The organism is Dechloromonas sp. H13, assembly GCF_009469615.1.
GTDB lineage: Bacteria > Pseudomonadota > Gammaproteobacteria > Burkholderiales > Rhodocyclaceae > Azonexus.
On sequence record NZ_SSXX01000002.1, the window covers coordinates 294117 to 319407 of the forward strand.

Genomic DNA, 25291 nt, shown 5'->3' on the forward strand with positions numbered 1-25291 from the left:
TCTCCCTGCTGCCTGCCGGCGCCGCTCAGGCGTCTTCGCGCCAGCCGCCGCCAAGTGCCTTGAACAGGTCGACCGCGGCGCCGAGCCGGTTCTTGCGGCTGTTCAAATAAGTCAATTGTGCAACGTTTGTCGTGCGTTGTGCATCGAGCACTTCGAGAAAACCCGAATAGCCGGCTTCGTAGCGCGCCTGCGATAACTTCAACGCGCGCCGGGCGGCTTCCAGTTGGGCGATGTTGGCGGTTTCCTCGGCGGCCATCTCGCGCAGGCTGGCCAGCGCGTCATTCACTTCCTTGAAGGCGGTCTGCATCGTCTTACGGTACAGGGCCAGGGTTTCCTTCTGGGTCGCCGTCGCCTGGTCGACGCGGGCGCCGATGCGGCCGCCGTCGAAAATGGGCATGGCGAGGCCGAGAGCCGCCGACCAGATGGTGGCGCTGCCGCCGGTCAGGTTGGAGAGGGTGAGGCTCTCGCCGCCGTAGAGGCCGGTCAGGCTGATGGTCGGGAAGTAGGCGGCCTTGGCGACGCCGATGCGGGCGTTGGCGGCAACCAGCTTTTCCTCGGCCTGGCGGACGTCGGGACGCGCTTCGAGCAGGGTGGACGGGAGGCCGGCCGGGGGCGTCGGCGGCAACGGCAGGCGGGCGAAGTCGCCGGCGGCGATGCGCAGCCCGGGCTGACCGGTGAGCAGGGCGAGCTGGTTTTCCGAGAGGCTGCGCAGGCGCTTGAGCTGGCTCAGCTGCGACTGCGCCGTGGCGAGCGAATTCTCGGCCTGGGCCAGCTCGAGCGCCGACGAGGAGCCGGCGTCGAGGCGCGCCCGGACGATGCGCAGGGTCTGCTCGCGCGAGGCCACGGTCTCCTGACTGACGGCGATTTCGGCGTCGTGGCTGCGCAGCGCCAGGTATTCGTTGGTGACCTGGCCGATCAGCGTCAGGCGCACGCTGTCGCGCGCGAAGCGGCTGGCCAGCGCCTCGGCCCCGGCCGCCTCGTTCTGGCGCCGGATGCGGCCCCAGACGTCGAGCTCGTAGCTGAGCGCCAGCGCGGCGCGGCGGTTGTCGTAGATGGCGGCGCCGGATTTCTGGCCGCTGTAGGTTTCGCCGCTGATCCGGTTGCGGCTGCCGGCGGCGCCGAGGTCGAGCGCCGGGTAGTAGGCGGCGCCTGCCTCGCGGGCGCCGGCTTCGGCCGCTTCGAGGCGGGCGATGGCGGCCTGCAGGTCCTGGTTGGCGGCCAGCGCCTGGTCGACGAGGGCGTTCAGATCGGCATCGCCGAACAGCTGCCACCATTCGGGATTGACCGGCGCCGCGGCGCGCGCCTCGGGGGCGGCCTGGCTATAGTCCTCGGGCAGGGTCGAGGACGGCCGGGCGTAGTCGGGGCCGACGGCGCAGCCGGCGAGGAGGACGGTTGCGGTCAACGCCGAAAAAAGGCCGATTTTCACGGGGAGCTTGTTACGCGCGGACATGTCAGTTTTCCTCCGTCTGGTCGGCGTGCTCGTCGCCAGCGGGCAGTTTCTGCTCGCCGCGTTCCAGCCACTTGAAGAAGAGCGGGATGAAGAGGGTGGCGATGAAGGTGGCGGCGAGCATGCCGCCGAAGACGCCGGTACCCATCGACTGGCGGGCGGCGGCGCCGGCGCCGGTGGCCTTCACCAGCGGGAAGACGCCGAGGACGAAGGCGAGCGAGGTCATGATGATCGGCCGGAAGCGCAGGCGGGCGCCTTCGAGCGCGGCATCGACGACGCTCTTGCCCTCGGCGTACTTCTGGGCGGCGAACTCGACGATCAGGATGGCGTTCTTCGACGCCAGGCCGATCAGCACGACGAGGCCGATCTGGAAGTAGATGTCATTCGGCATGCCGCGTACCCAGATCGCCGTCAGGGCGCCGATCAGCGCGAAGGGCACGGCCATGACGACGGCCAGCGGCAGCGACCATTTCTCGTACTGCGCGGCGAGGATCAGGAAGACCATGATGATGGCGAAGGCGAAGGCCTGGAACGACGAGCCAGCGGAACGCTTTTCCTGGAAGGCTTGGCCGGTCCACGAAATTTCGTAGCCTGTCGGCAGCGTGGCGGCGGCGACTTCCTCGACGATCTTTATTGCATCGCCGGAACTGACGCCGGGTTTGCTGTCGCCCATCACCTTGGCGGCGACGAAGCCGTTGAAGCGCTCGACCTGTTCGGGGCCGACGACGCGCTTGACCGAGGCGATCGCGGAGAGCGGGATCATCGCGTTGCTGGTCGCGCTGCGCACGTAGACCTTGCCGATGTCCTCCGGCTTCATGCGGTAGTCCGCCTCGGCCTGCAACTGGACGCGATAGACACGGCCGGCCTTGTTGAAGTCGTTGACGTAGAGCGCGCCCATCGTGCTCTGCAGCGTCAAATAGACGGAGTCGAGCGGGATGCCGAGGGCCAGCGCCTTCGGCTCGTCGACCTCGACGAAGAGCTGCGGCACGGTCGGACGGAAGAAGGTCGAGACGCGGGTGAATTCCGGGTGTTTCTGCAGTTCGGCCATGAAGTTCTTGACCACTTCGTCGAGCTTCCTGGCGTCGCCGTCGACGCGGTTCTGGACATAGACCTCGAAGCCGCCGGCGGTGCCGAGGCCCATGATGGGCGGCGGGTTGAAGACGAGGCCGAGGCCGTCCGGCTGCATCATGCCGAAGCCCATGAACTTGCCGGCCAGGTCCTGCGCCTTGGCCTCGCGCTCGCTCCAGTCGTGCAGCGGGATGAACATGGTGCCGGCGTTCGGCTTGTTGCCGCCGCCGATCAGGTCGAAGCCGGAGACGACGAAGGTGTGCTTGACCGCCGGGTCGGCGGCGACCATCTGGCGCATGTTCTCGCCGGTGGTCGCGGTGCGCTTGAGCGTCGCGCCGTCCGGCAGCATCAGCGCCGAAATCAGGTAGCCCTGGTCCTCGGCCGGCACGAAGCTTCCGGGGATGACGCGGAAGAAGGCGACGACTGACCCGATCACGAGGGCGAAGAGCAGGGCGACGACGATGCTGTGCTTGAGGGTCAGACGGACGACGCCGATGTAGGCGCGGGTGAGCCGCTCGAACAGCCGGTTGAAGGGCGCGAAGAACTTGTTCTCGCCATGCTGCACCTTGAGAACGACGGCGCACAGGGCTGGCGTCAGGGTCAGCGCGACGACGCTGGAGAGCGCCACCGACACCGCGACGGTTACGGCGAACTGCTTGTAGAGCTGGCCGGCGATGCCGCCGAGGAAAGCGACCGGCACGAAGACCGCGACCAGCACCAGGGTGGTGGCGATGACCGCGCCCTGGACTTCCCGCATGCCCTTGATGGCGGCCTGGCGCGGCGGCAGCTTTTCCTCGGACATCAGGCGCTCGACGTTTTCCAGCACGACGATGGCGTCGTCGACGACGATGCCGATCGCCAGCACCATCGCGAACAGCGTCAGCGTGTTGATCGAGAAGCCGAACAGCCAGAGGCCGGCGAAGGTGCCGATCAGCGAGATCGGCACGGCGACCATCGGGATCAGCGTCGCCCGCCAGTTCTGCAGGAAGATGAAGACGACGGCGAGGACCAGCAGCATGGCCTCGACCAGGGTCTTGACGACCTCGTTGATCGAGGCCGAGACGAAGCGCGTGGTGTCGAAGGGGATGACGTAGCCCATGCCTTCCGGGAATTTCTTCTTGAGCTCCTCCATCTTGCCGCGCACCTTCTCGGCCACTTCCAGCGCGTTGGCGCCGGTCTGCAGGAAGACGCCCATGGCGATGGTCGGCTGGCCGTCCAGCGTGACCTGCTGGTCGTAGCTGTAGGCACCGAGTTCGATGCGCGCGATGTCCTTGAGGCGCAGCACGCCGCCCGGGCCGCTGGCGCGGATGACGATGTTGCCGAACTCCTCGGGAGTCAGCAGGCGGCCCTTGGCGGTCACCGTGTAGACCAGCTGCTGGTCGCCGGGCGCCGGTTCCTGGCCGATCTTGCCGGCCGCGTTCTGGGCGTTCTGGATCTTGATGGCGTTCGACACGTCGCTCGTCGTCAGGCCGAGCTGGGCCATGCGGTCCGGCTTCAACCAGACGCGCATCGAGTAGTCCTGGGCGCCGAAGATGGTGACGTCGCCGACGCCCTTGACCCGCTTCAGTTCGTCGACGATGTTGAGGCTGGCGTAGTTGGAGAGAAAAAGGGTGTTGTAGCGCCCCTTCTCGGAATCCAGCGCGACCACCTGCAGGATGTCGTTCGAGCGCTTCTGGACGATCACCCCGTTGCGCCGCACTTCTTCCGGCAGGCGCGGCTCGGCGGCCTTGACCCGGTTATTGACGTTGACCGAGGCGATGTCGACGTTGGTGCCGACCTCGAAGGTCGCGGTGATGCTGACCGTGCCGTTGGCCGACGCCGACGAGGTGAAATAGGAGAGGTTCTCGACCCCGTTCAGTTGCTCCTCGATCGGCGCGGCGACGGTGCGCGCCAGCGTTTCGGCCGAGGCGCCCGGGTAGGTGGCGGTGATCATCACCGTCGGCGGGGCGATCTGCGGATACTGGGCGATCGGCAGCACCTGCGAGGCGACCAGCCCGGCGATGACGATGATGATCGAGACGACCGAGGCGAAGATCGGCCGGTTGATGAAGAATTTCGACATGGCCGCTCCCTACTTCTGCGCCGGCTTCGCTGCTTCCGGCGCGCCGGCCGGCGGTGCCGGCGGGTGCGGATCGACCGGCGCGCCGGGCCTGAGCTTCATCAGGTTGTCGACGATCACCTTGTCGCCGGCCTTGAGGCCGTCGAGGACGATCCAGTCCTTGCCGAACCACTCGCCGGTCTTCACCGGGCGCGGCGCCACCTTGTTCTCGGCGTCGGCGGTCATCACCAGGTTGCCCTGCTCGCTCTGGATCACCGCGCTCTGCGGCACCAGGAAAATGCCGTCCTGCTCGCCGGCGAGCAGGCGGATGCGCACGAACTGGCCGGGCAGCAGGCGGCCGTCCGTATTCCTGAATTCGGCGCGCAACTGGCGGGTGCCCAGCGTCGGGTCGATGGTGCTGGCCAGAAAGTTCAGCTTGCCCTTGACCGGGGAGACGCTGCCGTCCGGCAAAACCAGTTCGACGCCGGTCACCGTGTCCGGTGTCAGGCGACCGCCCGGCAGACGCTCGGCTTCGTTGGTTGACATGCTGAAGCGCACCCACATCGGGTCGTTCTGGTAGACCGAGGTCAGCAGGCTGTCGGCGCCGACGCTCACCAGGTTGCCGACCGACTTGGCGGCGCGTCCGGAAACGCCGTCCACCGGCGCTGTGACGGTGGTCCACGACAGATTCAGCTGCGCCTGGCGCAGGGCTGCCTGGGCCAGTTCATTGGCGCTGATCGCGTCATCGTATTCCTTGCGGCTGACGCCCTGGATGTCGACCAGCTTCTTCAGCCGCGCCAGTTCCCGTGCCGCCTGGTCAGCCTTGGCCTTGGCCTCGGCATGGGCGATCTCGTAGGGCGCGCGGTCGATCTGGAACAGCGGCTGGCCGGCCTTGACCGGCATCCCTTCCTGGTACAGCTGCTTCATCAGGATGCCGCCGACGCGGGCGCGCACTTCGGTTTCCTTGGCCCCTTCGGTCTGGGCGACGATCTCGACCGCGTTCGGCACGCTGCGCGGCTGCATCTCCAGCACCGTGACCGGCAGCGCGCCGCCTGCCTTGGGCGGCGCTTCCGTCTTGGAACAGGCGCCGAGCAGCAACGCGGCGCTTACCAGAGCGGGAAGCAGCAGGGCATTCGGGAAACAGTGCGGGAGGGCGTGGGATGAGGGCATGTCGGGGCTCCGGAAGTGGCTTTCGGTCAGGGCCGCGCGGCCCGCAGGATTGACGATGGGCGGATTTTACATACATTCGTGTATGTATGTAAATAACGAAATGCGATTTTTCGCGACGCCATGCTGCCGGCTGTCACCGGGCGGCCGGTTTTGCCGCACAGAGAGGACTTCGCCTGCCCGGAAAACGGGGTGCCTGCCGGCTACCGGCCAGGGGGCGGCGTGGTATTTGGCATGGTGCTTCACGCCGCCGGATCGGGCGCTATAATCCAAATTTTTCGCCCCCTGGAGTACCTATGTCGCATTCCCTTCGCCCCCTGGTGATCGCCGTCGGCCTGGCCCTGGCCTTTCCTGCGCTGGCTGCCAAGCCTGCCGCCAAGCCTGCCCCCAAACAGGAAGCTGCCCCGACTGCCACCGCGGCCGAATTCGAACTGGCGCACAACCTGAGCGCCGATGGCGAGAAGAGCCTGCAGGCGTTCGTCGACCGCTTCAACAAGGAAACCGGCAGCAACCTGAAGCTGGTGCGGCTCGAGAAGGGCGACAAGCCGGCCGGCCTGAATCTGGTGCGTCGCCAGGAGATGAGCGAGGTGCTCAGCCAGGCGAAGTATTTCGTTCCGCTGCACGAGATGATGGCCAAGGCAGGCGTCAAGCTGGATACCAGCGGCCTGTCCACCGATCTCAAGGCCAATGTCGTCGATGCCAAGGGCCGCCTGGTCGCCTTGCCGGTGCTCTACTCGACCCCCGTGCTGTTCTACAACAAGAACGCCTTCCGCAAGGCACGGCTGGACCCGGATCAGCCGCCGAAGACCTGGTTCGAAATGCAGGGCATGCTCGACAAGCTGCAGGATGCCGGCTACGCCTGCCCCTACACCACGGCGTGGCCGGTCTGGGTGCATGTCGACAACGTCAGCGCCGTTTCCGGGCTGCCGGCGACGGACAAGGGCCAGCTGGCCTTCAATGGCCTGCCTCAGGTCAAGCACGTGGCGATGATGGCGACGTGGACCAAGGCCAACTACTTCAAGCTGTTCGGCCGCGGCGACGAAGCCAGCAAGAAGTTCCATGCCGGCGAGTGCGCCATGATCACCACCGATTCGCGCGAGCACATCGACTTCCGCGATGCCCGGGGCGTCGAACTGGGCGTCGCGCCGATGCCTTTCCATGACGATGTCTATGGCGGCCGCCGGCCGTCCCTGGCCGACGGTGCCTCGCTGTGGGTCGGTGCCGGGCGCTCGCCGGCCGAGTACAAGCAGGCGGCGAAGTTCGTCTCCTTCCTGCTGGCGCCGGACAACCAGATCGAGCTGGTGCGCAGCTATGGTGGCCTGCCGATGACCGCCGCCGCCCGCGCCGCCGCGCGCAGCAAGCTGCTGCAGGACGGCGACCAGGCGCTGCAGGCTGCCTACGCGTCGCTGAAGGGCGCGAGCGATACGCCGATGGTCCACGTTTCGGATATCGATCCCCTGCGCGTCATCGCCAATGAGGAACTCGAACTGGCCTGGTCCGACAAGGAGCCGTCGAAGGCGGCTCTGGACAAGGCGGTGGGGCGCGGCAACGCGGTGCTCGCCGCCAAGCCGGCGCTGAAGAAGGCGCAGCCCTTCTGATGTCGCTTCCGCTGCCGCGCTGGATCGCCCATCGCGGTGGCGGCAGCCTGGCACCCGAGAACACCCTGGCCGGCATTCGCCTGGCGGCCAGGCTCGGCTACCGGGCGGTCGAATTCGACGTGATGCTCTCGGCCGACGGCACGCCGATCCTGATCCACGACGAAACCCTGGAGCGCACGACCGACGGCGCCGGCCGCGTCTGCGACACCCCGGATGCCGTTCTTTTCGCGCTCGATGCCGGCGATGGCGAGCGCATTCCCCGTTTTGCCGAAGCCGCGGCGCTCTGCCGCGAACTGGGCCTGCTGGCCAATGTCGAGATCAAGCCGGCAACCGGCCACGAGGTGGCGACGGCCGAAGTCGTCGCCGGGCTCACTGCCGACCTGTGGCGGGGGGCCGAGGTGCAGCCGCTGCTCTCATCGTTTTCCCTCGAAGCGCTCGCCGTGGCCCGCGACCGGGCGCCGGCAATTCCGCGCGGCGTCCTGTTCGAGGCGCCGCCGGCCGACTGGCTGGCGCAGCTGCGGCGTCTGCAGGCCGTCTCGCTGCACTGTGACGCCGACCTCCTGCGCGACGAGGTGCTGGCCGAGGCCCGGGCGCATGACATTCCCGTGCTGTGCTACACGGTCAACGCTCCGGAACAGGCAAAAACGCTCTTCGCGCGCGGCGTCAGCGCGCTGTTTACCGATCGCCTCGATCTTTTTGCATAGCGGGAAGGCCGGCGGCTGCGAAGCCGGTAGCTTTTTCTCTTAAAATCGAAGGTTTCGAATTACCCCCTTGAGGCCGCCAGCCCATGAAAAGCTCCGAAATCCGCCAGCAGTTCCTCGACTTCTTCGCCTCCAAGGGCCACCAGATCGTGGCGTCCAGCTCGCTGGTGCCGCACGATGACCCGACGCTGCTGTTCACCAACGCCGGCATGAACCAGTTCAAGGACGTCTTCCTCGGTTTCGACAAGCGGCCCTACAGCCGGGCGACGACCTCGCAGAAATGCGTGCGCGCCGGCGGCAAGCACAACGACCTCGAGAACGTCGGCTACACCGCGCGCCACCACACCTTCTTCGAGATGCTCGGCAACTTCAGCTTCGGCGACTATTTCAAGCGCGATGCCATCAAGTACGCCTGGGAGTTGCTGACCGAGGTCTACAAGCTGCCCAAGGACAAGCTGACGGTCACCGTCTACGCGGAGGACGACGAGGCCTACGACATCTGGACCAAGGAAATCGGCGTGCCGGTCGAGCGCGTCATCCGCATCGGCGACAACAAGGGCGCCCGCTACGCCTCCGACAATTTCTGGATGATGGGCGACACCGGCCCCTGCGGCCCGTGCACCGAGATCTTCTACGACCACGGCCCGCAGCACTGGGGCGGCCCCCCGGGATCGCCCGAGGAAGACGGCGACCGTTTCATCGAGATCTGGAACAACGTCTTCATGCAGTTCAACCGCGATGAAGCCGGCGTCATGCATCCGCTGCCCAAGCCCTCGGTCGACACCGGAATGGGCCTCGAGCGCATTTCGGCGGTGCTGCAGGGCGTGCACGCCAACTACGAGATCGACCTCTTCCAGGCGCTGCTCAAGGCCGCCGCCCGTGAAACCAGCGATGCCGACATGGACAGCCCGTCGCTCAAGGTGCTCGCCGACCACATACGTGCCTGCTCCTTCCTGCTCGCCGATGGCGTCATCCCGGGCAACGAAGGCCGCGGCTACGTCCTGCGCCGCATCATCCGCCGCGCCATCCGCCACGGCTACAAGCTCGGCGCCCGCGCCGCCTTCTTCCACCGGATGGTGCCCGACCTGGTTGCCGAGATGGGCATGGCCTATCCCGAGCTGGCGCAGCACCAGGCCAAGGTGATGGCGACGCTGAAGCAGGAGGAAGACCGCTTCTTCGAGACCATCGAGCACGGCATGGCCATCCTCGAAGGCGAATTGAAGTCGCTGCCGGAAGGCGGCGTCTTCAACGGCGAAACCGCCTTCAAGCTGCACGACACCTACGGTTTCCCGCTCGACCTGACGCAGGACATCTGCCGCGAGCGCAAGGTCACCGTCGACGCCGCCGCCTTCGACGCGGCGATGGCCCGCCAGAAGGAACAGGCGCGTGCCGCCGGCAAGTTCAGGATGGCCGCCAATCTCGAATACGACGGTCCGGCCACCATCTTCCATGGCTACGACACGCTGGAAACCAAGGCCAACGTCCTGGCCCTGTACCGGGACGGGGTTGCGGTCAACCAGTTGAACGAGGGCGAAATGGGCGTCGTCGTCCTCGACGACACGCCGTTCTACGCCGAATCCGGCGGCCAGGTCGGCGACCGCGGCGCGCTGCAGTCGGTACATGGCATCTTCGCCGTCGAGGACACGCAGAAGATCCAGGCCACGGTGTTCGGCCACCACGGCATCGTCAAGACCGGGACGCTGTCCGTCGGCAACGGTGTTACGGCCCGGGTCGACGTCCTCGCCCGCCAGCGCACGATGCGCAACCATTCGGCGACCCACCTGCTGCACAAGGCGCTGCGCGAAGTCCTCGGCGACCATGTGCAGCAGAAGGGCTCGCAGGTCGATCCGGACAAGACCCGTTTCGACTTCGTCCATAACCAGCCGTTGAGCGACGAGGAAATCCGCAGGGTCGAAAACATCGTCAATGCCGAGGTCCTCGCCAACACGGCGACCGAATGCCGCGTCCTGCCGATCGCCGAAGCCCAGAAGCTGGGCGCCATGATGCTCTTCGGCGAGAAGTACGGCGACGAGGTGCGCGTGCTCGACATCGGCAGCTCGCGCGAACTGTGCGGCGGCACGCACGTCGGCCGCACCGGCGACATCGGGCTCTTCTCGATTACCGCCGAGGGCGGCGTCGCGGCCGGCGTGCGCCGGGTCGAGGCGGTCACCGGCGACAACGCGCTGCACTACATGCAGGACATGGAAACCGCGCTCGGCGGCGTCGCCGGCACCCTCAAGGTGCTGCCCAGGGAGGTCCACGGCCGCGTGCTGGCGGTGCTCGACCAGGTGAAGAAGCTCGAACGCGAACTGACCGCTCTCAAGGGCAAGCTGGCCTCGGCGCAGGGCGACGACCTGGTCAACCAGGCCGCCACCGTCAAGGGGGCTAGGGTGCTGGCCGCGACGCTCGATGGCGCCGACATCACCGCGCTGCGCGAAACGATGGACAAGCTCAAGGACAAGCTGAAGTCGGCGGCCGTCGTGCTGGCTTCGGTCGCCGACGGCAAGGTCACGCTGATCGCCGGCGTCACCGCCGACCTGACCGGCAAGGTCAAGGCCGGCGAACTGGTCAACATGGTCGCCCAGCAGGTCGGCGGCAAGGGCGGCGGCCGGCCGGACATGGCGCAGGCCGGCGGCACGCAGCCGGAAAACCTGGCGGCGGCGCTGGCTTCGGTGCCGGGCTGGATCGAGGGCAAGCTGTGAGCAAGGCGCTGTTCGTTCTTCTGCTCGGCCTGGTGGCGGCGGGCGTTCACGCCGCGGAGCTGGACCGCACGCCGCTCGAGGCGGTTACGGTCGACGGCGAAAGGGTGCGGCTTTTTCCGAACGGCCGCTGGGAATACGTCGATGCGGCGAAGGCCGCCGCAGCGCAGCAGAAGGCGGCCGCCTATCCCGAAAACCAGACGCGCCCGGAGGGTGCGCAGGGCGGCCTGTTCGGCGTCGGCCGCACGGTCATGCCGGGCGACAAGGAGTACAACCGGGGTTCGCTGAATCCCAAGCTGCGCTGAGTCCTTGAGCGACTATCGCTACTGCCCGCAGTGCGGCGCCGGACTGGTACGGCGCGAGGCCGGCGGGCTGATGCGCCCGACCTGTCCGGATGACGTCTGCGGCTTCGTGCTGTGGGACAACCCGGTGCCGGTCGTCGCGGCGCTCGTCGAGTACGGCGGGCGCATGCTCCTGGCGCGCAATGTCGCGTGGCCGGAAAAGGCCTTCGGGCTGGTGACCGGCTTCCTCGAGCGCGATGAAACGCCGGACCAGGCGGTGGCGCGCGAAGTCGCGGAGGAGTTGGGGCTCGCCGCGACGGCGGTCGACCTGATCGGTCTCTATCCTTTCCCGCAGAAGAACCAGCTGCTCATCGCCTACCACGTCGTGGCGGCGGGGGAGATCGCCCTCAACGAGGAACTGGCCGAGATCCGGTTGATCGAGCCGGAACGTCTGAAAGCCTGGGATTACGGCACCGGCTTCGCGGTGCGCGACTGGCTGGCGGCGCGCGCCGCCGGCTGACTTGGGCCGGGTCAGCTCGTCAGGCGCTGGTCCGGCGCATGTGCCGGTTCGCTTTCACGTACCGCTTCGCCTTCGATGATGTAGCCGTCGGCGGGGCGTCGTTCGGTGTACGCGCCCTGCTGCCTTTGCGCCGCCATCTGTTCGCGGATCTGGCGGCGCACGGCACGCGTCTTCCACCAGAACCAGGTGCCGGCGACGACGGCGCCGACTGCGACGACGGCCAAGGCGACCAGCGAAAACATGAAGGCGGCGATCATCATGATCGTCCCCAGCACGAAGGCCGCGACCTTGGCCAACGGACCCGGCGGCGGGCCGCCGAGGCTGGTGTGGAACTGGCGGAATTTCAGTGATTCTTCAGACGTGTTCATCGCTTTCCCGAATGTGTGTCCCGATTGCAGCATACCCATTCTAGCGACAGTCGCGCCGACCGATTGTGGCGCGACTGTCGTTGTTTTGTAACGCGGCGGACGTCAGAACGGCAGCTGGATGCCCGGCCAGACGGCGGTCAATGCCTGGCGGAAGCCGGCCTGGATGCGTTCCAGCGCGGCGGCGTCGTCGGCCTCGAAGCGCAGCACGACGACCGGCGTCGTGTTCGACGGGCGGGCGAGGCCGAAGCCGTCGGCGTATTCGACACGGACGCCATCGATGGTGATGATCTCGGCGGCGCCGGCAAAACTGCCTTGGGCCTTGAGCTTGTCGATCAGCGCGAAGGGTTCGCCTTCGGCCATCTTGATGTTGAGCTCCGGGGTCGACGGCGAATTCGGCAGCGCCTTCAGCGGCGCATTGACGTCGGTTGCACGCGACAGGATTTCCAGCAGGCGGGCGCCGGTATACAGGCCGTCGTCGAAGCCGTACCAGCGCTCCTTGAAGAAGGTGTGGCCGGACATCTCGCCGGCCAGGGGGGCGCCGGTTTCCTTGAGCTTGGCCTTGACCAGTGCGTGGCCGGTGTTCCACATCAGCGGCACGCCGCCGTGCTTTTTGATCCACGGGGCGAGCAGGCGGGTGCACTTGACGTCGTAGATGATCTGGCCGCCCGGTACGCGTGACAGGACATCGGCGGCGAAGAGCATCAGCTGGCGGTCGGGGTAGATGATCTCGCCGTCCTTGGTGACGACGCCGAGGCGGTCACCGTCGCCGTCGAAGGCGATGCCGATCTCGGCATCGGTTTCCTGGAGGGCCTTGATGACATCGGCGAGGTTTTCCGGCTTCGACGGGTCCGGGTGATGGTTGGGGAAGTTGCCATCGACCTCGCAGTAGAGCGGGACGATCTCGCAGCCGAGGCGCCGGAACAGTTCGGGGGCGACCGCGCCGGCGACGCCGTTGCCGCAGTCCATGACGATCTTCAGCGGGCGGGCGAGCTTGACGTCGGCGACGATCTTGTCGACGTAGGCGGTCTTGACGTCGGCGTTGCGGCGCGTTCCCTGGCCGTGCTTCAGGTCGCCGGATTCGATGCGGCGCCTGAGATCCTGAATGGCGTCGAGCGCCAGCGTCGTGCCGCCGATGACCATCTTGAGGCCGTTGTAGTCCGGCGGGTTGTGGCTGCCGGTGACCGAGACGCAGGAATTGCAGCCGAGTTCGTAGGCGGCGAAGTAGGTGACCGGCGTCGGTACGCAGCCGACGTCGATGGCATCGCAGCCCGCCGCGCAGATGCCGTCCATCAGTGCGCCGGCCAGCTCGGGGCCGGACAGGCGGCCGTCGCGGCCGACGGCGATGGCGGTCTGCCCCTGTTCGACGGCGAGCGAGCCGAGGGCGTGGCCGATCTGCCGGACGACACCGGCGGTCAGCGATTTGTCGACGATGCCACGGATATCGTAGGCCTTGAAAATTTCGGCGGGAAGTTGGGTCATGATGTTTGCCTATGACGTTTCATAAAGGAAGAAGTGTAAGAGTCTTTGCGGCAGCCAGTCCAGATTTCCCGGGAAGGCGCCGCTGACGAAGCCGACATGACCGCCGCCCGCCGGTTGTTCGAGACGGACCGAAGGGCCGGCGTCGGTAGCGGTGGGCAGGTAGGTGGCGGGCAAAAACGGGTCGTTTTTCGGGTTGACCGCAAGCGCCGGCACGGCGATCGATTTCAGCCAGGGCTTGGCCGAGGCGCGTTGCCAGTAGTCGTCGGCGCCGGCGAAGCCATGCACGGGGGCGGTGACGGCATCGTCGAACTGGTGGAGGTTGATCGCCGCCAGCATGCGCGCCTCGTCGAAGAGACCGGGAAACTGGCGCAGGCGGGCGGCCGAGACGGCTTTCAGCGTCTTCAGGAAATACTGGGTGTAGACGCGATTGAAGCCGCGCGCCAGGTGGTGGCCGCAGGCGGCGAGGTCGAGCGGGGCGCAGAGGGCGGCAACGCCGGTGACCAGTTCGCCGGCCGCCGCGCCGCGCTCGCCCGCCCACTTGAGCAGGGCGTTGCCGCCGAGCGAGACGCCGGCGGCGTGCAGCGGCCGGCCGCCGTGGGCGGTGCGGAGGCGGTGCAGGATCCAGTCGATTTCCTCGGCGTCGCCGGAGTGATAGGCGCGCGGGCGGCGGTTGAGTTCGCCGGAGCAGCCGCGAAAGTGCGGCAGGGCGAGCCGCCAGCCGGCCTTCCTGCAGGCGTGCGCGGTGCTCAGCGCGTAATGGCTGGCGGAGCTGCCTTCGAGGCCGTGGAAGAGCACGAGCAGGGAAGAGCGTGGCGGGCCGTCGACCCAATCGACATCGATGAAATCGCCGTCCGGCGTATCCCAGCGTTCGCGCCGGAGCTTGATCGGCGCCTGCCGGATCAGCTTCGGCCAGATGGTCTGGGCATGCCCGCCGGGCAGCCAGGCGGGGGCATGGTAGGGTTTCAATGCAGAGTGTGCGGGACGGCCTCGGCCATCGCCTGGTGGCTGTCGTCGGCGGCCGAGGCATGGCGGCTGACCAGGCGCCAGCCGTGGGCGCCGCGGGCATAGGTGTGGGTGACGTGCAGTGGGCCGTGCGGGCTGGGGTCGTCGCCGACGAAGAGGATTTCGGTCAGGTGGTGGATGGCCAGCACCGAGCCCTGCCAGTGGGCGACCGATTCGGCCTGCACGCGAATGCGGGCATTGGAAAAGATGCTGCGCCAGCTTTCGCGGATCGGCACGATGCCGAGCAGGCGGACGCCGGTCGGATGCACGCACAGGGTTTCCTCGTCCTCGGCCCAGAGCTGGATCAGCAGGTCGGCGTCGCCCTTCTGCACGGCCTCGTAGAAGGCCTGTTCGATGTCTTCGGGCGAGGCGTAATTGGCGGGTTTGCTCATGCGTTGCTCCGTTGCAGGCAGGCGGCAAGCACCTGGTCGGGCGAGAGTTTGTTGAGGCAGTCGAGGTGGCCGAGCGGACATTCGCGCTTGAAGCAGGGGCTGCAGTCGAGGTGCAGACTGAGAATGTCCGCCCGCTCCGAAAGTGGCGGCGTGAAGCCGGGCGACGACGAGCCGTAAAGGGCGACGATCGGCCGGTCAAGCGCGGCGGCGACGTGCATCAGGCCGGAGTCGTTGCAGACGACGAGGTCGGCCATGGCCAGCAGGTCGATCGCCTGTTCGAGCGAGGTGGCGCCGCACAGGTTGTCGCAGACGCCGGGGGCGAGGGCGCAGATTTCGTCGGCCACCGCCTGGTCCTTGGGCGAGCCGAAGAGGCCGATGCGGTAGCCACGCCCGGCCAGGGCGCGCGCCAGCGCGGCGAAATGCGCCGCCGGCCAGCGCTTGGCCGGGCCGTATTCGGCGCCCGGACAGAAGGCGACGAAGCGGGACGGACGTTCGCGGCCGAGTGCCGTCAGGGTGTCGTCCTGGTCGGCTGCGGTCGACCGGATTTTGGGGTGCGAAATGGGCTGCGGCAACGCGGCGCCCGGGGATTCGGCAAGCTGGGCGAAGCGTTCGACCATCAGCGGCAGGGCGTCCTTGTCGAGCGTGTGGCGGACATTGATCAGGCCGTAGCGGGATTCGCCGGTGAAGCCGACACGGCGCGGGATGCCGGCGAGGAAGGGTACCAGTGCCGACTTGAGCGAATTGGGCAGGACATAGACGGCATCGTAGCCGCGCGCCGCCAGCTGCCGGGCGAGCCGCCAGCGCGCCTTGAGCGACAGCTGGCCGTGGCCGAAGGGACTGTCGACGACCTCGGCGATGTCGTCCATGCGGCGCAGGACCGGCGCCACCCAGCGCGGCGCCAGGGCGTCGAGTTGCAGGCCGGGGTGCCGGGCGTGCAACCGCGCGAACAGCGGCTGCGCCATGATGGTGTCGCCGATCCAGGAGGGGGCGACGATGAGGGCTTTCATGGGTTATTGGTCGCCAGTCATCAGTTGCCAGCGACCAATGACCGGCAACCGACAGCGATCAGTGATGGCCCTTCGGCGCCTCGCCCTTGAAGACGTACTTGGCGCTGCAGTAGGGGCAGGTGACTTCGCCGGTCTTCAGCACGTCGAGGAAGACCCGCGGGTGCTGGCTCCACAGCGGTGCGTTCGGCGTCGGGCAGTGCAGTGGCAGGTCGTGGGCGGTGATTTCAATGGTCTTGTTGTCGGACATTTCGGTCTTCTCCCTGAGCTTAGATGTAGGCCAGCCAGCCGTCGTGTTCGGGCGAGCGGCCATAGACCACGTCGAAGTATTTCTGCTGGATCTGCGCGGTGATCGGGCCGCGGCGGCCGATGCCGATCTGGCGGCCGTCGAGTTCGCGGATCGGCGTCACTTCGGCGGCGGTGCCGGTGAAGAAGGCCTCGTCGCAGGTATAGACCTCGTCGCGGGTGATGCGCTTTTCCTGGACGGAGAGGCCGAGTTCCTCGGCGATCTGCAACACCGTGGCGCGCGTGATGCCTTCCAGGCAGGAGGTCAGGTCGGGCGTGTACAGCTTGCCCTTCTTGACGATGAACAGGTTCTCGCCGGCGCCCTCGGCCACGTAGCCTTCGGGGTCGAGCAGCATGGCCTCGTCGTAGCCCTCGTTGGTCACCTCGTTGTTGGCGAGGATCGAGTTGATGTAGTGGCCGGAGGCCTTGGCGCGGACCATCGAGATATTGACGTGGTGGCGGGTGTAGCTCGACACCTTGACGCGGATGCCGCGCTCCATGCCTTCCTCGCCGAGGTAGGCGCCCCACGGCCAGGCGGCGATGGCGACGTGCACCTTGGCGCCCTTCGGGGAAACGCCCATCTTTTCCGAGCCGTAGAAGGCGATCGGCCGCAGGTAGCCGGAGTCGAGGTTGTTGGCGCGCAGCACTTCCTTGTGCGCCTCGTTGATGGTCGCCTTGTCGAAGGGCATGGCCATCTGGAAGATGTGGGCGGAGTTGAACAGGCGGTCGGTGTGCTCTTCCAGGCGGAAGATGGCGGTGCCGCGCTCGGTCTTGTAGGCACGGACGCCCTCGAATACGCTCATGCCGTAGTGCAGCGAATGCGTGAGGACGTGGGTGGTGGCTTCACGCCAGGGCACCAGTTTGCCGTCTTGCCAAATGAAGCCGTCGCGATCCGACATGGACATGTTCGATTCTCCGTGTTGCGCGTGTGAAAGCGCATAATTCTAGCCCAAATCAACAGGTAAAATAACGCTTTTGCCGTTCGAGCCGCGCATGGTCTGGAAACCCAACGTCACCGTCGCCGCCGTCGTCCAGCGCGACGGAAAATTCCTGCTGGTCGAGGAGGAAACCTCGGCCGGCCTCGCTTTCAACCAGCCCGCCGGACACCTGGAAGAGGGCGAGTCGCTGGTCGACGCGGCGGCGCGCGAGGTCCTCGAGGAAACCGCCTACCACTTCAAGCCGACGCACCTGGTCGGCGTCTACAACTGGCGCCGCCCGGATGGCGAGGTGACCTACCTGCGCTTTGCCTTCGCCGGCGAGCTGCGCGGCTGGGAGGCCGGGCGCCAGCTGGACGAAGGCATCGTCGCCGCGCACTGGCTGACCCTCGACGAGGTGAAGGCGACGCAGGTGCGCCACCGCAGCCCGCTGATCCTGCGCTGCATCGAGGACCTGGTCGCCGGCCGCCGCTACCCGCTCGACCTGCTGGTGCATTACGACCGATGATCCGCCATGCCCTTGCCGCGCTGATCTTGCTCGGGGCCGGGGTGGCGGCGGCCGACGAAACCGTGCCGATCTGCTATGGCTACGGCTGCATCGCCCAGGCGCAGATCAGGTTCAGCGAAGTGCAGTTGCGCGACATCGGCCGCCAGCTGTCGGTTGCGGTCGACGCTGCCGAAGAGCGCAAATTGCTCGCCGTTGCCGTCGGCGAACTGTACGGCTGGGCCGGCCAGCAGTCGGACATCCGCAACGACCGCGGCGGCAACTATGCCGACGGCCATGCGCCCGGCAAGATGGACTGCATCGATCACTCGACGTCGACGACACGCCTGCTGAAATTGCTCCAAGCGCGCGGTAGCCTGCGCTGGCACCGGGTGCTGGAGCCCGAGGTGCGCAACTGGGCGTTCGTGTTCCCGGCGCACTGGTCGGCGGTGATCGAGGAAAAGAAGGACGGCGGGGCGCGCTTCGTCGTCGATAGCTGGTTTGTCGACAATGGCCAGCCGGCGGTGATCCTGCCGCTGGCGGAATGGAAGGAAGGGGCGGGGCCCGATGTCTGAAAAAACGGTGGTGGTCGGCCTGTCCGGCGGCGTCGATTCGTCGGTGGCGGCGCTGCTGCTCAAGCGCCAGGGCTGGAAGGTGATCGGCCTGTTCATGAAGAACTGGGAGGACGACGATACCGAGGAGTACTGCTCGTCGCGCCAGGACCTGATCGACGTCATGAGCGTCGCCGACCGCATCGGCATCGACGTCGAAGTGGTCAATTTTGCCGCCGAGTACCGCGAGCGGGTGTTCGCCGAGTTCCTGCGCGAATATCAGGCCGGGCGGACGCCGAACCCGGACATCCTGTGCAACTCGGAAATCAAGTTCAAGGCCTTCCTCGACCATGCCCTGCAGCTGGGCGCCGAGAAGATCGCCACCGGCCATTACGCCGGGGTGCGCGAGTTCGACGGCAAGTTCCAGCTGATCAAGGCCGAGGACGGCACCAAGGACCAGAGCTATTTCCTGTACCGGCTGAACCAGGCGCAGTTGTCGAAGACGCTGTTCCCGCTGGCCGACATCTACAAGCGCGAGGTCAGGAAAATCGCCGAGGCCGAGGGGCTGCACGTCGCCGCCAAGAAGGATTCGACCGGCATCTGCTTTATCGGCGAGCGGCCGTTCAAGGATTTCCTGGCGCGCTACCTGCCGCCGAAGAAGGGCGAGATCCGCCGGCTCGACGACGGCAAGGTGCTCGGCGAGCACGACGGCCTGATGTACCACACGCTGGGCCAGCGCAAGGGCCTGCACATCGGCGGCCTCAAGGAAAAGGGCCAGCCCGGCGGTGGCGACCACGATGCCTGGTTCGTCGCCGGCAAGGACATGGAAAAGAATGTGCTCTACGTCGTCCAGGGCCACGACCACCCGGCGCTGCTCAAGGGCGATCTGGTCGCCGAGCAGCTGAGCTGGGTGTCGGGCGAGGCGCCGCACACGCATTGGGTGTACACGGCCAAGCCGCGCTACCGGACCGCTGACCAGCCGTGCGAAGTCGAGCGTGTCGATGGCGCGACCTGCGAGATCCGCTTCGCCGAGCCGCAGTGGGCGCTCACGCCGGGGCAGTCGGTGGTGCTCTACGAAAGCCGGGTCTGTCTTGGCGGCGGCGTGATCCGCTGAGCGGACTCAGTCGTCCGTGGCGCGCATGTCCGATTTTTCGATGACGACACTGAAGGCGCGCAGCAGGTCGGGGTCGAACTTTTTCCCGTTTTCGTCGGCCAGGATGTCCATCACCGCCCGATGGTTGCGCGCCTTGTGGTAGGGGCGGGTGACCGCCATCGCATCGTAGTTGTCGGTCAGCATGATAATCCGCGACAGCAGGGGAATCGCGGTGCCGCCGAGTCCGTCGGGATAGCCCGAGCCATCGAAGTTTTCATGGTGGTGGCGGACGACGCGCGCCACTGCGGGTGACCTGTCGTCACCGATGGCGAGGACGATGCGTTCGCCGATCGCCGCGTGTTGTTTCATGCATTCCCATTCCGCGTCGTCGAACGGGGTTGCCTTGCGCAGGATGCGGTCGGGAATCCCGATCTTGCCCAGGTCGTGGAACTGGGCGCCGAGCGACAGCACTTCCAGTTCATGCGCCGAGAGGGCGAGGTGGCGCCCGAGCTCGGCCGAGAGAAGGACGACGCGTTCGGAATGGATGCGGGTGTGGTGATCGCGCTCCCCGAGGGCGACGGTCAGGGAGCGGATGATGCTTTCCATCGGCACCAGATCAGGCTTTTGCGTCAACGCGATGTTCCTCGATGCGGGCTGGCAGGTGAACCATTGACCGGCAGAGGGGGCCGCCGGTTCATTCGCGGCATGTCGTTCGGCTAGGGAGATGAAGCGGGATGCCGCGCCGGCGCAGCCCGTCAGTCGTTCGGCACCGTTTCGGCGAACGACGGGCGCTGCATCAGCTTGCCATACAGCCTGGCCAGGTTCGGATGCCCGGTCTGCCAGTCGATCCCCGGGAAGCGGAAGCACAGGTAGCCGAGCGCGGTGCCGACGGCCACGTCGGCCATCGAGATGTGGGTGCCCTGGCAATAGGGCTTTTCGCCGAGTTCCTCGGCCATGAATTCCAGCCCGCGGCCGATCTTTCCGCGCTGGCGCAGGATCCAGTCGCCGCTTTGCAGCCCGGCCGGCCGCTTCGCCTCGAGGAAGGCACTGACGGCCGCGTCGCAGATGCCGTCGGCCAGGGCCTCCCAGCGCTTGACCTCGGTGCGCTCGCGGTTGGGGGCGGGAAACAGCTTGTTGTTCGGGGTGACGTTGTCGATGTACTCGACGATGACGCGCGAGTCGAACAGCGGCGTTTCGTCGTCGAGCAGCAGCACCGGAATCTTGCCCAGCGGGTTGACGTCCGGCACCTTGCTGTCGCCCAGCCACGGCGAGTCGATCACGAATTCGTAGTCGATCTTCTTTTCGGCCAGCACGATGCGCACCTTGCGCACGAAGGGGCTGGTATGGGAACCGATCAGCTTCATCGCATGTTCTCTGATTTGGGGAGTGTGATTATAGCGTGTGGCGAGGGGTTCGCCGGGCGGGTAAAATCGAGGGCTTACCGAAAAGGATGCCTTCATGACTTTCAATCCCCTGACCGCCCTTTCCCCGCTCGACGGCCGCTACGCCGGCAAGGTCGATGCCCTGCGCGAGCATTTTTCCGAATTCGGCCTGATCCGCGCCCGCCTCAAGGTGGAGATCGAATGGCTGAAGGCCTTGGCTGCCGAAGCGCATTTCACCGAAATCGCCGCTTTTTCGCCGTCGACCGTAGCAGAGCTGGATGCGCTGGTTGCCAACTTCACCGTCGAGCAGGCCGCCGAGGTCAAGGCCGAGGAAGCGGTCACCAACCATGACGTCAAGGCGCTCGAGTACTGGATCAAGAAGAACACCAAGGGCAACGCCGAAGTGACCAAGGTCAGCGAGTTCATCCACTTCGCCTGCACCTCCGAAGACATCAACAACCTGTCGCACGCGCTGATGTGCCAGGGCGCCCGCCAGCAGGCCATGCTGCCGACGCTGGACAAGGTCATCGCCAAGCTGGTCGAGCTCGCCCATGCCTACGCCGACATCCCGATGATGAGCCGTACGCACGGGCAGCCGGCCACGCCCTCTACGATGGGCAAGGAAATGGCCAACGTCGCCTACCGCCTGCAACGCGCCCGCGCCCGCATCGCCGCCGTCGAACTGCTCGGCAAGATCAACGGCGCGGTCGGCAACTACAACGCCCACCTGGCCGCCTACCCTGGCTACGACTGGGAAGGCTTCGCCAAGCGCTTCGTCGAGTCGCTCGGCCTGACCTTCAATCCGTACACCATCCAGATCGAGCCGCACGATGCGCTGGCCGAGCTGTTCGACGCTTTCGCCCGCGCCAACAGCATCCTGATCGACCTCGACCGTGACGTCTGGGGCTACATCTCGCTCGGCTTCTTCAAGCAGAAGGTCAAGGCTGGCGAAATCGGCTCGTCGACCATGCCGCACAAGGTCAACCCGATCGACTTCGAGAACTCCGAAGGCAACCTCGGCCTGGCCAACGCTGTCCTCAAGCACCTCGCCGAAAAGCTGCCGATTTCCCGCTGGCAGCGCGACCTGACCGACTCCACCGTGCTCCGCAACATGGGCGTCGGCCTCGGCTACACGCTGCTCGGCTACGACTCGCTGTTGAAGGGCCTGGGCAAGCTGGAAATCAACGCCGACCTGATGAAGGCCGACCTCGACGCCAACTGGGAACTGCTCGCCGAGCCGATCCAGACCGTGATGCGCCGCTACGCTGTGCCGAATGCTTACGAAAAGCTCAAGGAGCTGACTCGCGGCACCCGCGTCTCGCGCGACGGCATGCAGGCCTTCGTGTCCACGCTGGAGATTCCGGAAGCCGCCAAGGCCGAACTCTTGAAGCTGACGCCTTGGGATTACACCGGTAAGGCCGCCGAACTGGCCAAGCGCATCTAAGCCATGCGGTGCAGCAAGTGCGGGCAGGAAGTGCCCGCCGACGCCATCTATTGCCCGCACTGTACCGGCGAGCGCCAGACCACGGATCGCGAGGTCATCCGCGGCGGCATCCGCGGCGGCCTGATCGGCCTGCTGGTCGGTCTGGTGCCGGCCCTGCTGATTCTTTACTTGTACGGCGCCGAGCGCGGCATCAAGGCGATCGCCCTGACCGTGCCGATCGCCACCTTCGCGACCGGGCTGATCCTGGGTCTGGTCAAAGCCAAACGGGACTGGAAATAAATGTCTTTTGCCGAAAACCTGAAAAAATTGCCGGGGATTTCCCACCTTGCTGCGGTCAACCTGCTGGACAAGGCGGAAACCGTTGTCGCCACCATCGAGAACAAGCCGGGTAGCCAGGGCTCGCTGGCCGTCTACAACCACCTGGCGCAGACCTACGGCTCGATCAACCTCGAAGCCGCCCGGAAGGGTCTGGAAATCTTCGCCGAACATACCGAGGATGCCCGCCTCAATCCCGGCAAGCATCCCAATATCGACCGCCTGATCGCCATCGAGCAGGGCGGCCCGGCCTTGCGCGTCAAGCACGTTTTCGCCGTCTGAGGCGCCGCGCTCCGGCGCTGTGGCGGACGGCCGGAAGGCCGTCATCGCCGGGCGTTCCAATTACGCTGGAATAAACCGCGCTTGCCAGGCGTATACCGTGTGCAGCTTTCCTTCCTCAACGACAATGGAGAAAACAAGATGAAATCGAAGCTTCTGCTCGCCCTGCTGGCCATCACCCTGACCGGCACCGCTGCCGCCCAGCTCAAGCCCGAGGACGCCATCAAGTTCCGCCAGTCGGGCTATGGCTTCATGGCGTGGAACATGGGCCGCATCAAGGCCAACGTCGAAGGCGGCCAGTTCAACAAGGAAGAGGTGATCAAGGCAGCCAATGCCATCCAGGCTATCGCCAATTCCGGCATGGGTGCCCTCTACCTGCCGGGCACCGACAAGGGCACCGGCTGGGAAAAGACCCGAGTCAAGCCGGTGTTCTTCACCGACAAGGAAGGCGTTGCCAAGGTCGCCATGGCTTTCAACAAGGAGGCCAACGAAATGGCCAAGGTCGCGGCGACCGGTGACGTGGCGGCGATCAAGGAGCAGTTCGGCAAGCTGGGCGGCGCCTGCAAGGCCTGCCACGACGACTTCAAGATCAAGCAGTAACGAAGACGCCGAACGTCGTTCCGCGGGCGCCTAGGCGTCCGCCATAGCGAGGATTCGTCATGAACCGAAAACGGATTCGCCTGTGGGATTTGCCAACCCGGCTTTTCCACTGGCTTCTCGCCGCGGCTGTCATCGCCGCCATCGTCAGCGGCCAGTTGGGCGGCAACCTGATGGCATGGCACGGACGCATCGGGCTGCTGATCATCGGCCTCCTGGTCTTTCGCCTCGTCTGGGGCGTGCTTGGCTCGACCTATGCACGCTTTGCCCAGTTCTTCCCGACTCCCGGCCGGCTCGGCAGCTACCTGCGCGGCGAATGGCGCGGTGAAGGGCACAACCCCTTGGGTGCGCTATCGGTTTTTGCCCTGCTGGGACTGTTGACCGCGCAAGCCGTCAGCGGCCTCTTCACCAACGACGACATCGCCTTCACCGGTCCGCTGTTCGAGCTCGTCGACAAGGCCGCCAGCAATCGCCTGACCGGGCTGCACCACCTGTTGAGCAAGCTGCTCATCGGGCTCGTCTGCCTGCACGTCGCCGTCATCGTCTTCTACGGCCATTTCAGGAAACAGTCCCTCCTCAAACCGATGATCACTGGCTGGAAGGACGATGCGACCGGCGAATCGGCGCGCGGTGGCGGCCCGGTGGCGCTGCTGATCGCGTTGGCCATCGGCATCGGCGCGGCCTGGGGTGCCAGCGGAGACTGGCTGCCGGCGCCTCCGCCCCCGACGCCGGCAGCGGAAACTCCGGACTGGTAAGGCGCGGCGTCCGCAGCGGTGCGGACGCCGGCGTGCCTGACGCCCCGGACTACCGGCTGCCGGAGCGCTCTTTCTCGTAATCCTGATAGGTTTGCTTGTTAAGCCGCGACAGGCAGTCGTCAGCCGAACTGGCCGGCTGTTTCCTGCATTCGTTTTCCGCGCCGCGGCGCATGCTCTCGTACCAGGCTTCAGTTGTACAGCCGGCGCTCAGCAATGAGGAGAGCGCGATGCAAACTGCCGGAGTCGTATATTTCATGTGCATGAATGGCTCGGTATTTGTATTCCGGCGGAGCATATGGAGCGCGGGCCGTCATGTCCAGAGGGTACGGCGCCATCGGTCGAAAACGGTAAGGATCTTAGGCGGATCATGCGATGCATAGCGTCGCAACAGTGACCATCCATCGCCAAACAAAAAAGCCACCGTTTCCGGTGGCTTGATGTCGCGGGAACGAGGGGGTCAGACGACCGCGCCGTCCTCGTTTGCGCCTTCGATGACCTTTTTCGGCTTGATGAACTGTTCGCGCGAGACGCCCAGCCACATGACCAGCGGGCTGGCGACCAGCACCGAGGAGTAGATGCCGAAGCAGATGCCGATGGTCAGGGCCATGGCGAAGTAGTGCAGGGTCTCGCCGCCGAAGATCAGCATCGACAGCACCATCAGCTGGGTACTGCCGTGCGTGATGATGGTCCGCGAGATGGTGCTGGTGATGGCGTGGTCGAGAACCTGCGGGGTGGTCAGGCCGCGCGACTTCTTGAAGGTTTCGCGCACGCGGTCGAAGACGACGACCGACTCGTTGACCGAGTAGCCGAGCACGGCGAGCACGGCGGCCAGCACCGACAGCGAGAACTCCCACTGGAAGAAGGCGAAGAAGCCGAGAATGATGATGACGTCGTGCAGGTTGGCGATGATCGCCGACACCGAGAAGCGCCACTCGAAGCGGAAGGCGAGGTAGATGACGATGCCGATGACGACCAGCAGCAGCGCCATCGCGCCGTTCTCGGCGAGTTCCTTGCCGACCTGCGGGCCTACGAACTCGACGCGGCGCAGCTGGGCGCCGGGCGCTTCGGCATTGAGCGAATTCATGACCGCCTCGCCGAGCTGCGAGGTGTTCTGGTCGCCCTTGAGCGGCAGGCGGATCATGACGTCCTGCGAGGAGCCGAAGTTCTGCACCGAGAAGTCGCTGAAGCCCGACTTGCCGAGCGCGCCGCGAATCTTTTCCAGATCGGCGGCCTGCTGGTAATTGACCTCGATCAGCGTGCCGCCGGTGAACTCGACCGACAGGTGCAGGCCCTTGGTGAGCAGGAAAGCCACAGCGAGCAGGAAGGTGACCAGCGAGATGATGTTGAACTTCAGCGCATGGCGCATGAAGGGGATGTCTTTTTTGATGCGGAAGAATTCCATGACCG

Annotated in this window: 27 protein-coding genes; 13 read left to right on the forward strand and 14 right to left on the reverse strand. The window is 66.2% G+C overall.

Translation table 11 applies throughout. The annotated features are described in order from the left end of the window. Window positions 1-25: 25 nt before the first annotated feature. The 3 genes from GH660_RS05955 to GH660_RS05965 are packed head-to-tail and all read right to left on the reverse strand — an operon-like array spanning window position 26 to window position 5723. On the reverse strand, window positions 26-1450 hold the full coding sequence (locus GH660_RS05955) for an efflux transporter outer membrane subunit (RefSeq protein ID WP_153145740.1): 1425 nt from the start codon (window positions 1448-1450) through the stop codon (window positions 26-28). Between the two features lies 1 nt (window position 1451). After that, on the reverse strand, window positions 1452-4577 hold the full coding sequence (locus GH660_RS05960; RefSeq protein ID WP_153145741.1) for an efflux RND transporter permease subunit: 3126 nt from the start codon (window positions 4575-4577) through the stop codon (window positions 1452-1454). A 9-nt stretch (window positions 4578-4586) separates the two neighbouring features. After that, window positions 4587-5723 (reverse strand): efflux RND transporter periplasmic adaptor subunit, encoded by a 1137-nt coding sequence (locus GH660_RS05965; protein WP_153145742.1) that lies wholly within the window; start codon window positions 5721-5723, stop codon window positions 4587-4589. Window positions 5724-6016: 293 nt separating this feature from the next. On the opposite strand from GH660_RS05965, the gene GH660_RS05970 reads away from it, so the two are divergent. From GH660_RS05970 to GH660_RS05990, 5 genes are all read left to right on the forward strand, one after another. Continuing rightward, on the forward strand, window positions 6017-7318 hold the full coding sequence (locus GH660_RS05970) for an extracellular solute-binding protein (RefSeq protein ID WP_153145743.1): 1302 nt from the start codon (window positions 6017-6019) through the stop codon (window positions 7316-7318). After that, complete coding sequence (ugpQ, locus tag GH660_RS05975) at window positions 7318-8022, forward strand: glycerophosphodiester phosphodiesterase (RefSeq protein WP_153145744.1); 705 nt, start codon at window positions 7318-7320, stop codon at window positions 8020-8022. The genes GH660_RS05970 and ugpQ overlap by 1 nt, the downstream gene beginning before the upstream one ends. A gap of 83 nt (window positions 8023-8105) precedes the next feature. After that, the gene (gene alaS, locus GH660_RS05980) at window positions 8106-10721 is read left to right on the forward strand and encodes an alanine--tRNA ligase (protein ID WP_153145745.1); all 2616 of its coding nucleotides are present in this window, start codon (window positions 8106-8108) and stop codon (window positions 10719-10721) included. After that, a complete protein-coding gene (locus tag GH660_RS05985) occupies window positions 10718-11023 on the forward strand; it encodes a hypothetical protein (protein WP_153145746.1) in 306 nt (101 codons plus the stop codon). The genes alaS and GH660_RS05985 overlap by 4 nt, the downstream gene beginning before the upstream one ends. Window positions 11024-11027: 4 nt before the next feature. After that, entirely contained in the window at window positions 11028-11519 is a 492-nt protein-coding gene (locus GH660_RS05990; protein WP_228276377.1) for an NUDIX domain-containing protein, read from the forward strand. Between the two features lie 11 nt (window positions 11520-11530). Here GH660_RS05990 and GH660_RS05995 read toward each other — a convergent pair whose 3' ends face one another. From GH660_RS05995 to GH660_RS06025, 7 genes are all read right to left on the reverse strand, one after another. Beyond that, a complete protein-coding gene (locus GH660_RS05995; RefSeq protein WP_153145747.1) occupies window positions 11531-11887 on the reverse strand; it encodes a hypothetical protein in 357 nt (118 codons plus the stop codon). 102 nt (window positions 11888-11989) lie between these two features. Beyond that, window positions 11990-13366 (reverse strand): phosphomannomutase/phosphoglucomutase, encoded by a 1377-nt coding sequence (locus GH660_RS06000; RefSeq protein WP_153145748.1) that lies wholly within the window; start codon window positions 13364-13366, stop codon window positions 11990-11992. A 9-nt stretch (window positions 13367-13375) separates the two neighbouring features. Continuing rightward, window positions 13376-14332 carry a YheT family hydrolase gene (locus GH660_RS06005; RefSeq protein ID WP_153145749.1) on the reverse strand — a complete coding sequence of 319 codons (957 nt, stop codon included), beginning with the start codon at window positions 14330-14332 and terminating at the stop codon, window positions 13376-13378. Continuing rightward, window positions 14329-14760, reverse strand: coding sequence for a nuclear transport factor 2 family protein (locus GH660_RS06010; RefSeq protein WP_153145750.1), 432 nt, complete (start codon window positions 14758-14760; stop codon window positions 14329-14331). The genes GH660_RS06005 and GH660_RS06010 overlap by 4 nt, the downstream gene beginning before the upstream one ends. Next, window positions 14757-15767 carry a lipopolysaccharide heptosyltransferase II gene (gene waaF, locus GH660_RS06015; RefSeq protein ID WP_153145751.1) on the reverse strand — a complete coding sequence of 337 codons (1011 nt, stop codon included), beginning with the start codon at window positions 15765-15767 and terminating at the stop codon, window positions 14757-14759. The genes GH660_RS06010 and waaF overlap by 4 nt, the downstream gene beginning before the upstream one ends. 58 nt (window positions 15768-15825) lie before the next feature. Further along, window positions 15826-16014: a zinc-finger domain-containing protein gene (locus GH660_RS06020; RefSeq protein WP_153145752.1), complete on the reverse strand. Its 189-nt coding sequence runs from the start codon at window positions 16012-16014 to the stop codon at window positions 15826-15828. Between the two features lie 19 nt (window positions 16015-16033). Continuing rightward, window positions 16034-16954, reverse strand: coding sequence for a branched-chain amino acid transaminase (locus GH660_RS06025; protein ID WP_153145753.1), 921 nt, complete (start codon window positions 16952-16954; stop codon window positions 16034-16036). Window positions 16955-17042: 88 nt separating this feature from the next. On the opposite strand from GH660_RS06025, the gene GH660_RS06030 reads away from it, so the two are divergent. From GH660_RS06030 to mnmA, 3 genes are read left to right on the forward strand one after another with little or no spacing between them, the layout of a single operon-like run. Next, a complete protein-coding gene (locus GH660_RS06030; RefSeq protein WP_153145754.1) occupies window positions 17043-17492 on the forward strand; it encodes an NUDIX hydrolase in 450 nt (149 codons plus the stop codon). Next, complete coding sequence (locus GH660_RS06035) at window positions 17489-18043, forward strand: hypothetical protein (RefSeq protein WP_153145755.1); 555 nt, start codon at window positions 17489-17491, stop codon at window positions 18041-18043. Before GH660_RS06030 ends, GH660_RS06035 begins: the two co-directional genes overlap by 4 nt. Next, on the forward strand, window positions 18036-19133 hold the full coding sequence (gene mnmA, locus GH660_RS06040) for a tRNA 2-thiouridine(34) synthase MnmA (protein ID WP_153145756.1): 1098 nt from the start codon (window positions 18036-18038) through the stop codon (window positions 19131-19133). The genes GH660_RS06035 and mnmA overlap by 8 nt, the downstream gene beginning before the upstream one ends. Before the next feature lie 6 nt (window positions 19134-19139). Here the strand turns inward: mnmA and GH660_RS06045 are convergent, their stop codons facing one another. Both GH660_RS06045 and GH660_RS06050 read right to left on the reverse strand, forming a co-directional pair. Continuing rightward, a complete protein-coding gene (locus GH660_RS06045) occupies window positions 19140-19745 on the reverse strand; it encodes an HD-GYP domain-containing protein (protein WP_228276378.1) in 606 nt (201 codons plus the stop codon). Between the two features lie 122 nt (window positions 19746-19867). Next, a complete protein-coding gene (locus tag GH660_RS06050; RefSeq protein ID WP_153145757.1) occupies window positions 19868-20476 on the reverse strand; it encodes a glutathione S-transferase in 609 nt (202 codons plus the stop codon). 94 nt (window positions 20477-20570) lie between these two features. On the opposite strand from GH660_RS06050, the gene purB reads away from it, so the two are divergent. The 5 genes from purB (at window position 20571) to GH660_RS06075 (ending at window position 23884) form a co-directional block, all read left to right on the forward strand. Continuing rightward, window positions 20571-21938: an adenylosuccinate lyase gene (gene purB, locus GH660_RS06055; RefSeq protein ID WP_153145758.1), complete on the forward strand. Its 1368-nt coding sequence runs from the start codon at window positions 20571-20573 to the stop codon at window positions 21936-21938. 3 nt (window positions 21939-21941) lie between these two features. Then, window positions 21942-22217: a zinc ribbon domain-containing protein gene (locus tag GH660_RS06060; RefSeq protein ID WP_153145759.1), complete on the forward strand. Its 276-nt coding sequence runs from the start codon at window positions 21942-21944 to the stop codon at window positions 22215-22217. Beyond that, complete coding sequence (locus GH660_RS06065) at window positions 22218-22535, forward strand: DUF2322 family protein (RefSeq protein ID WP_153145760.1); 318 nt, start codon at window positions 22218-22220, stop codon at window positions 22533-22535. It begins immediately after the preceding gene. 138 nt (window positions 22536-22673) lie between these two features. Beyond that, window positions 22674-23132 (forward strand): cytochrome c, encoded by a 459-nt coding sequence (locus GH660_RS06070; protein ID WP_153145761.1) that lies wholly within the window; start codon window positions 22674-22676, stop codon window positions 23130-23132. Window positions 23133-23191: 59 nt separating this feature from the next. Next, window positions 23192-23884 (forward strand): cytochrome b/b6 domain-containing protein, encoded by a 693-nt coding sequence (locus tag GH660_RS06075; protein WP_153145762.1) that lies wholly within the window; start codon window positions 23192-23194, stop codon window positions 23882-23884. A gap of 49 nt (window positions 23885-23933) precedes the next feature. Here the strand turns inward: GH660_RS06075 and GH660_RS06080 are convergent, their stop codons facing one another. Both GH660_RS06080 and secF read right to left on the reverse strand, forming a co-directional pair. Continuing rightward, on the reverse strand, window positions 23934-24146 hold the full coding sequence (locus GH660_RS06080) for a hypothetical protein (RefSeq protein ID WP_228276379.1): 213 nt from the start codon (window positions 24144-24146) through the stop codon (window positions 23934-23936). A gap of 195 nt (window positions 24147-24341) precedes the next feature. After that, window positions 24342-25286 carry a protein translocase subunit SecF gene (secF, locus tag GH660_RS06085; protein WP_153145763.1) on the reverse strand — a complete coding sequence of 315 codons (945 nt, stop codon included), beginning with the start codon at window positions 25284-25286 and terminating at the stop codon, window positions 24342-24344. Window positions 25287-25291: the final 5 nt, after the last annotated feature.

What these genes read in the sequence shown, in the direction of transcription:
- GH660_RS06050 (WP_153145757.1), bottom strand. Translation starts at nt 20,476, where the DNA reads ATGAAGCTGATCGGTTCCCATACCAGCCCCTTCGTGCGCAAGGTGCGC.
- GH660_RS05955 (WP_153145740.1), bottom strand. Translation starts at nt 1,450, where the DNA reads ATGTCCGCGCGTAACAAGCTCCCCGTGAAAATCGGCCTTTTTTCGGCG.
- GH660_RS06000 (WP_153145748.1), bottom strand. Translation starts at nt 13,366, where the DNA reads ATGACCCAACTTCCCGCCGAAATTTTCAAGGCCTACGATATCCGTGGC.
- GH660_RS06035 (WP_153145755.1), top strand. Translation starts at nt 17,489, where the DNA reads ATGATCCGCCATGCCCTTGCCGCGCTGATCTTGCTCGGGGCCGGGGTG.
- ugpQ (WP_153145744.1), top strand. Translation starts at nt 7,318, where the DNA reads ATGTCGCTTCCGCTGCCGCGCTGGATCGCCCATCGCGGTGGCGGCAGC.
- GH660_RS06025 (WP_153145753.1), bottom strand. Translation starts at nt 16,954, where the DNA reads ATGTCCATGTCGGATCGCGACGGCTTCATTTGGCAAGACGGCAAACTG.
- waaF (WP_153145751.1), bottom strand. Translation starts at nt 15,767, where the DNA reads ATGAAAGCCCTCATCGTCGCCCCCTCCTGGATCGGCGACACCATCATG.
- secF (WP_153145763.1), bottom strand. Translation starts at nt 25,286, where the DNA reads ATGGAATTCTTCCGCATCAAAAAAGACATCCCCTTCATGCGCCATGCG.
- GH660_RS06065 (WP_153145760.1), top strand. Translation starts at nt 22,218, where the DNA reads ATGTCTTTTGCCGAAAACCTGAAAAAATTGCCGGGGATTTCCCACCTT.
- alaS (WP_153145745.1), top strand. Translation starts at nt 8,106, where the DNA reads ATGAAAAGCTCCGAAATCCGCCAGCAGTTCCTCGACTTCTTCGCCTCC.
- GH660_RS06060 (WP_153145759.1), top strand. Translation starts at nt 21,942, where the DNA reads ATGCGGTGCAGCAAGTGCGGGCAGGAAGTGCCCGCCGACGCCATCTAT.
- GH660_RS05960 (WP_153145741.1), bottom strand. Translation starts at nt 4,577, where the DNA reads ATGTCGAAATTCTTCATCAACCGGCCGATCTTCGCCTCGGTCGTCTCG.
- GH660_RS05995 (WP_153145747.1), bottom strand. Translation starts at nt 11,887, where the DNA reads ATGAACACGTCTGAAGAATCACTGAAATTCCGCCAGTTCCACACCAGC.
- GH660_RS05965 (WP_153145742.1), bottom strand. Translation starts at nt 5,723, where the DNA reads ATGCCCTCATCCCACGCCCTCCCGCACTGTTTCCCGAATGCCCTGCTG.
- purB (WP_153145758.1), top strand. Translation starts at nt 20,571, where the DNA reads ATGACTTTCAATCCCCTGACCGCCCTTTCCCCGCTCGACGGCCGCTAC.
- mnmA (WP_153145756.1), top strand. Translation starts at nt 18,036, where the DNA reads ATGTCTGAAAAAACGGTGGTGGTCGGCCTGTCCGGCGGCGTCGATTCG.
- GH660_RS06070 (WP_153145761.1), top strand. Translation starts at nt 22,674, where the DNA reads ATGAAATCGAAGCTTCTGCTCGCCCTGCTGGCCATCACCCTGACCGGC.
- GH660_RS06080 (WP_228276379.1), bottom strand. Translation starts at nt 24,146, where the DNA reads ATGCACATGAAATATACGACTCCGGCAGTTTGCATCGCGCTCTCCTCA.
- GH660_RS06075 (WP_153145762.1), top strand. Translation starts at nt 23,192, where the DNA reads ATGAACCGAAAACGGATTCGCCTGTGGGATTTGCCAACCCGGCTTTTC.
- GH660_RS05970 (WP_153145743.1), top strand. Translation starts at nt 6,017, where the DNA reads ATGTCGCATTCCCTTCGCCCCCTGGTGATCGCCGTCGGCCTGGCCCTG.
- GH660_RS06020 (WP_153145752.1), bottom strand. Translation starts at nt 16,014, where the DNA reads ATGTCCGACAACAAGACCATTGAAATCACCGCCCACGACCTGCCACTG.
- GH660_RS06030 (WP_153145754.1), top strand. Translation starts at nt 17,043, where the DNA reads ATGGTCTGGAAACCCAACGTCACCGTCGCCGCCGTCGTCCAGCGCGAC.
- GH660_RS06010 (WP_153145750.1), bottom strand. Translation starts at nt 14,760, where the DNA reads ATGAGCAAACCCGCCAATTACGCCTCGCCCGAAGACATCGAACAGGCC.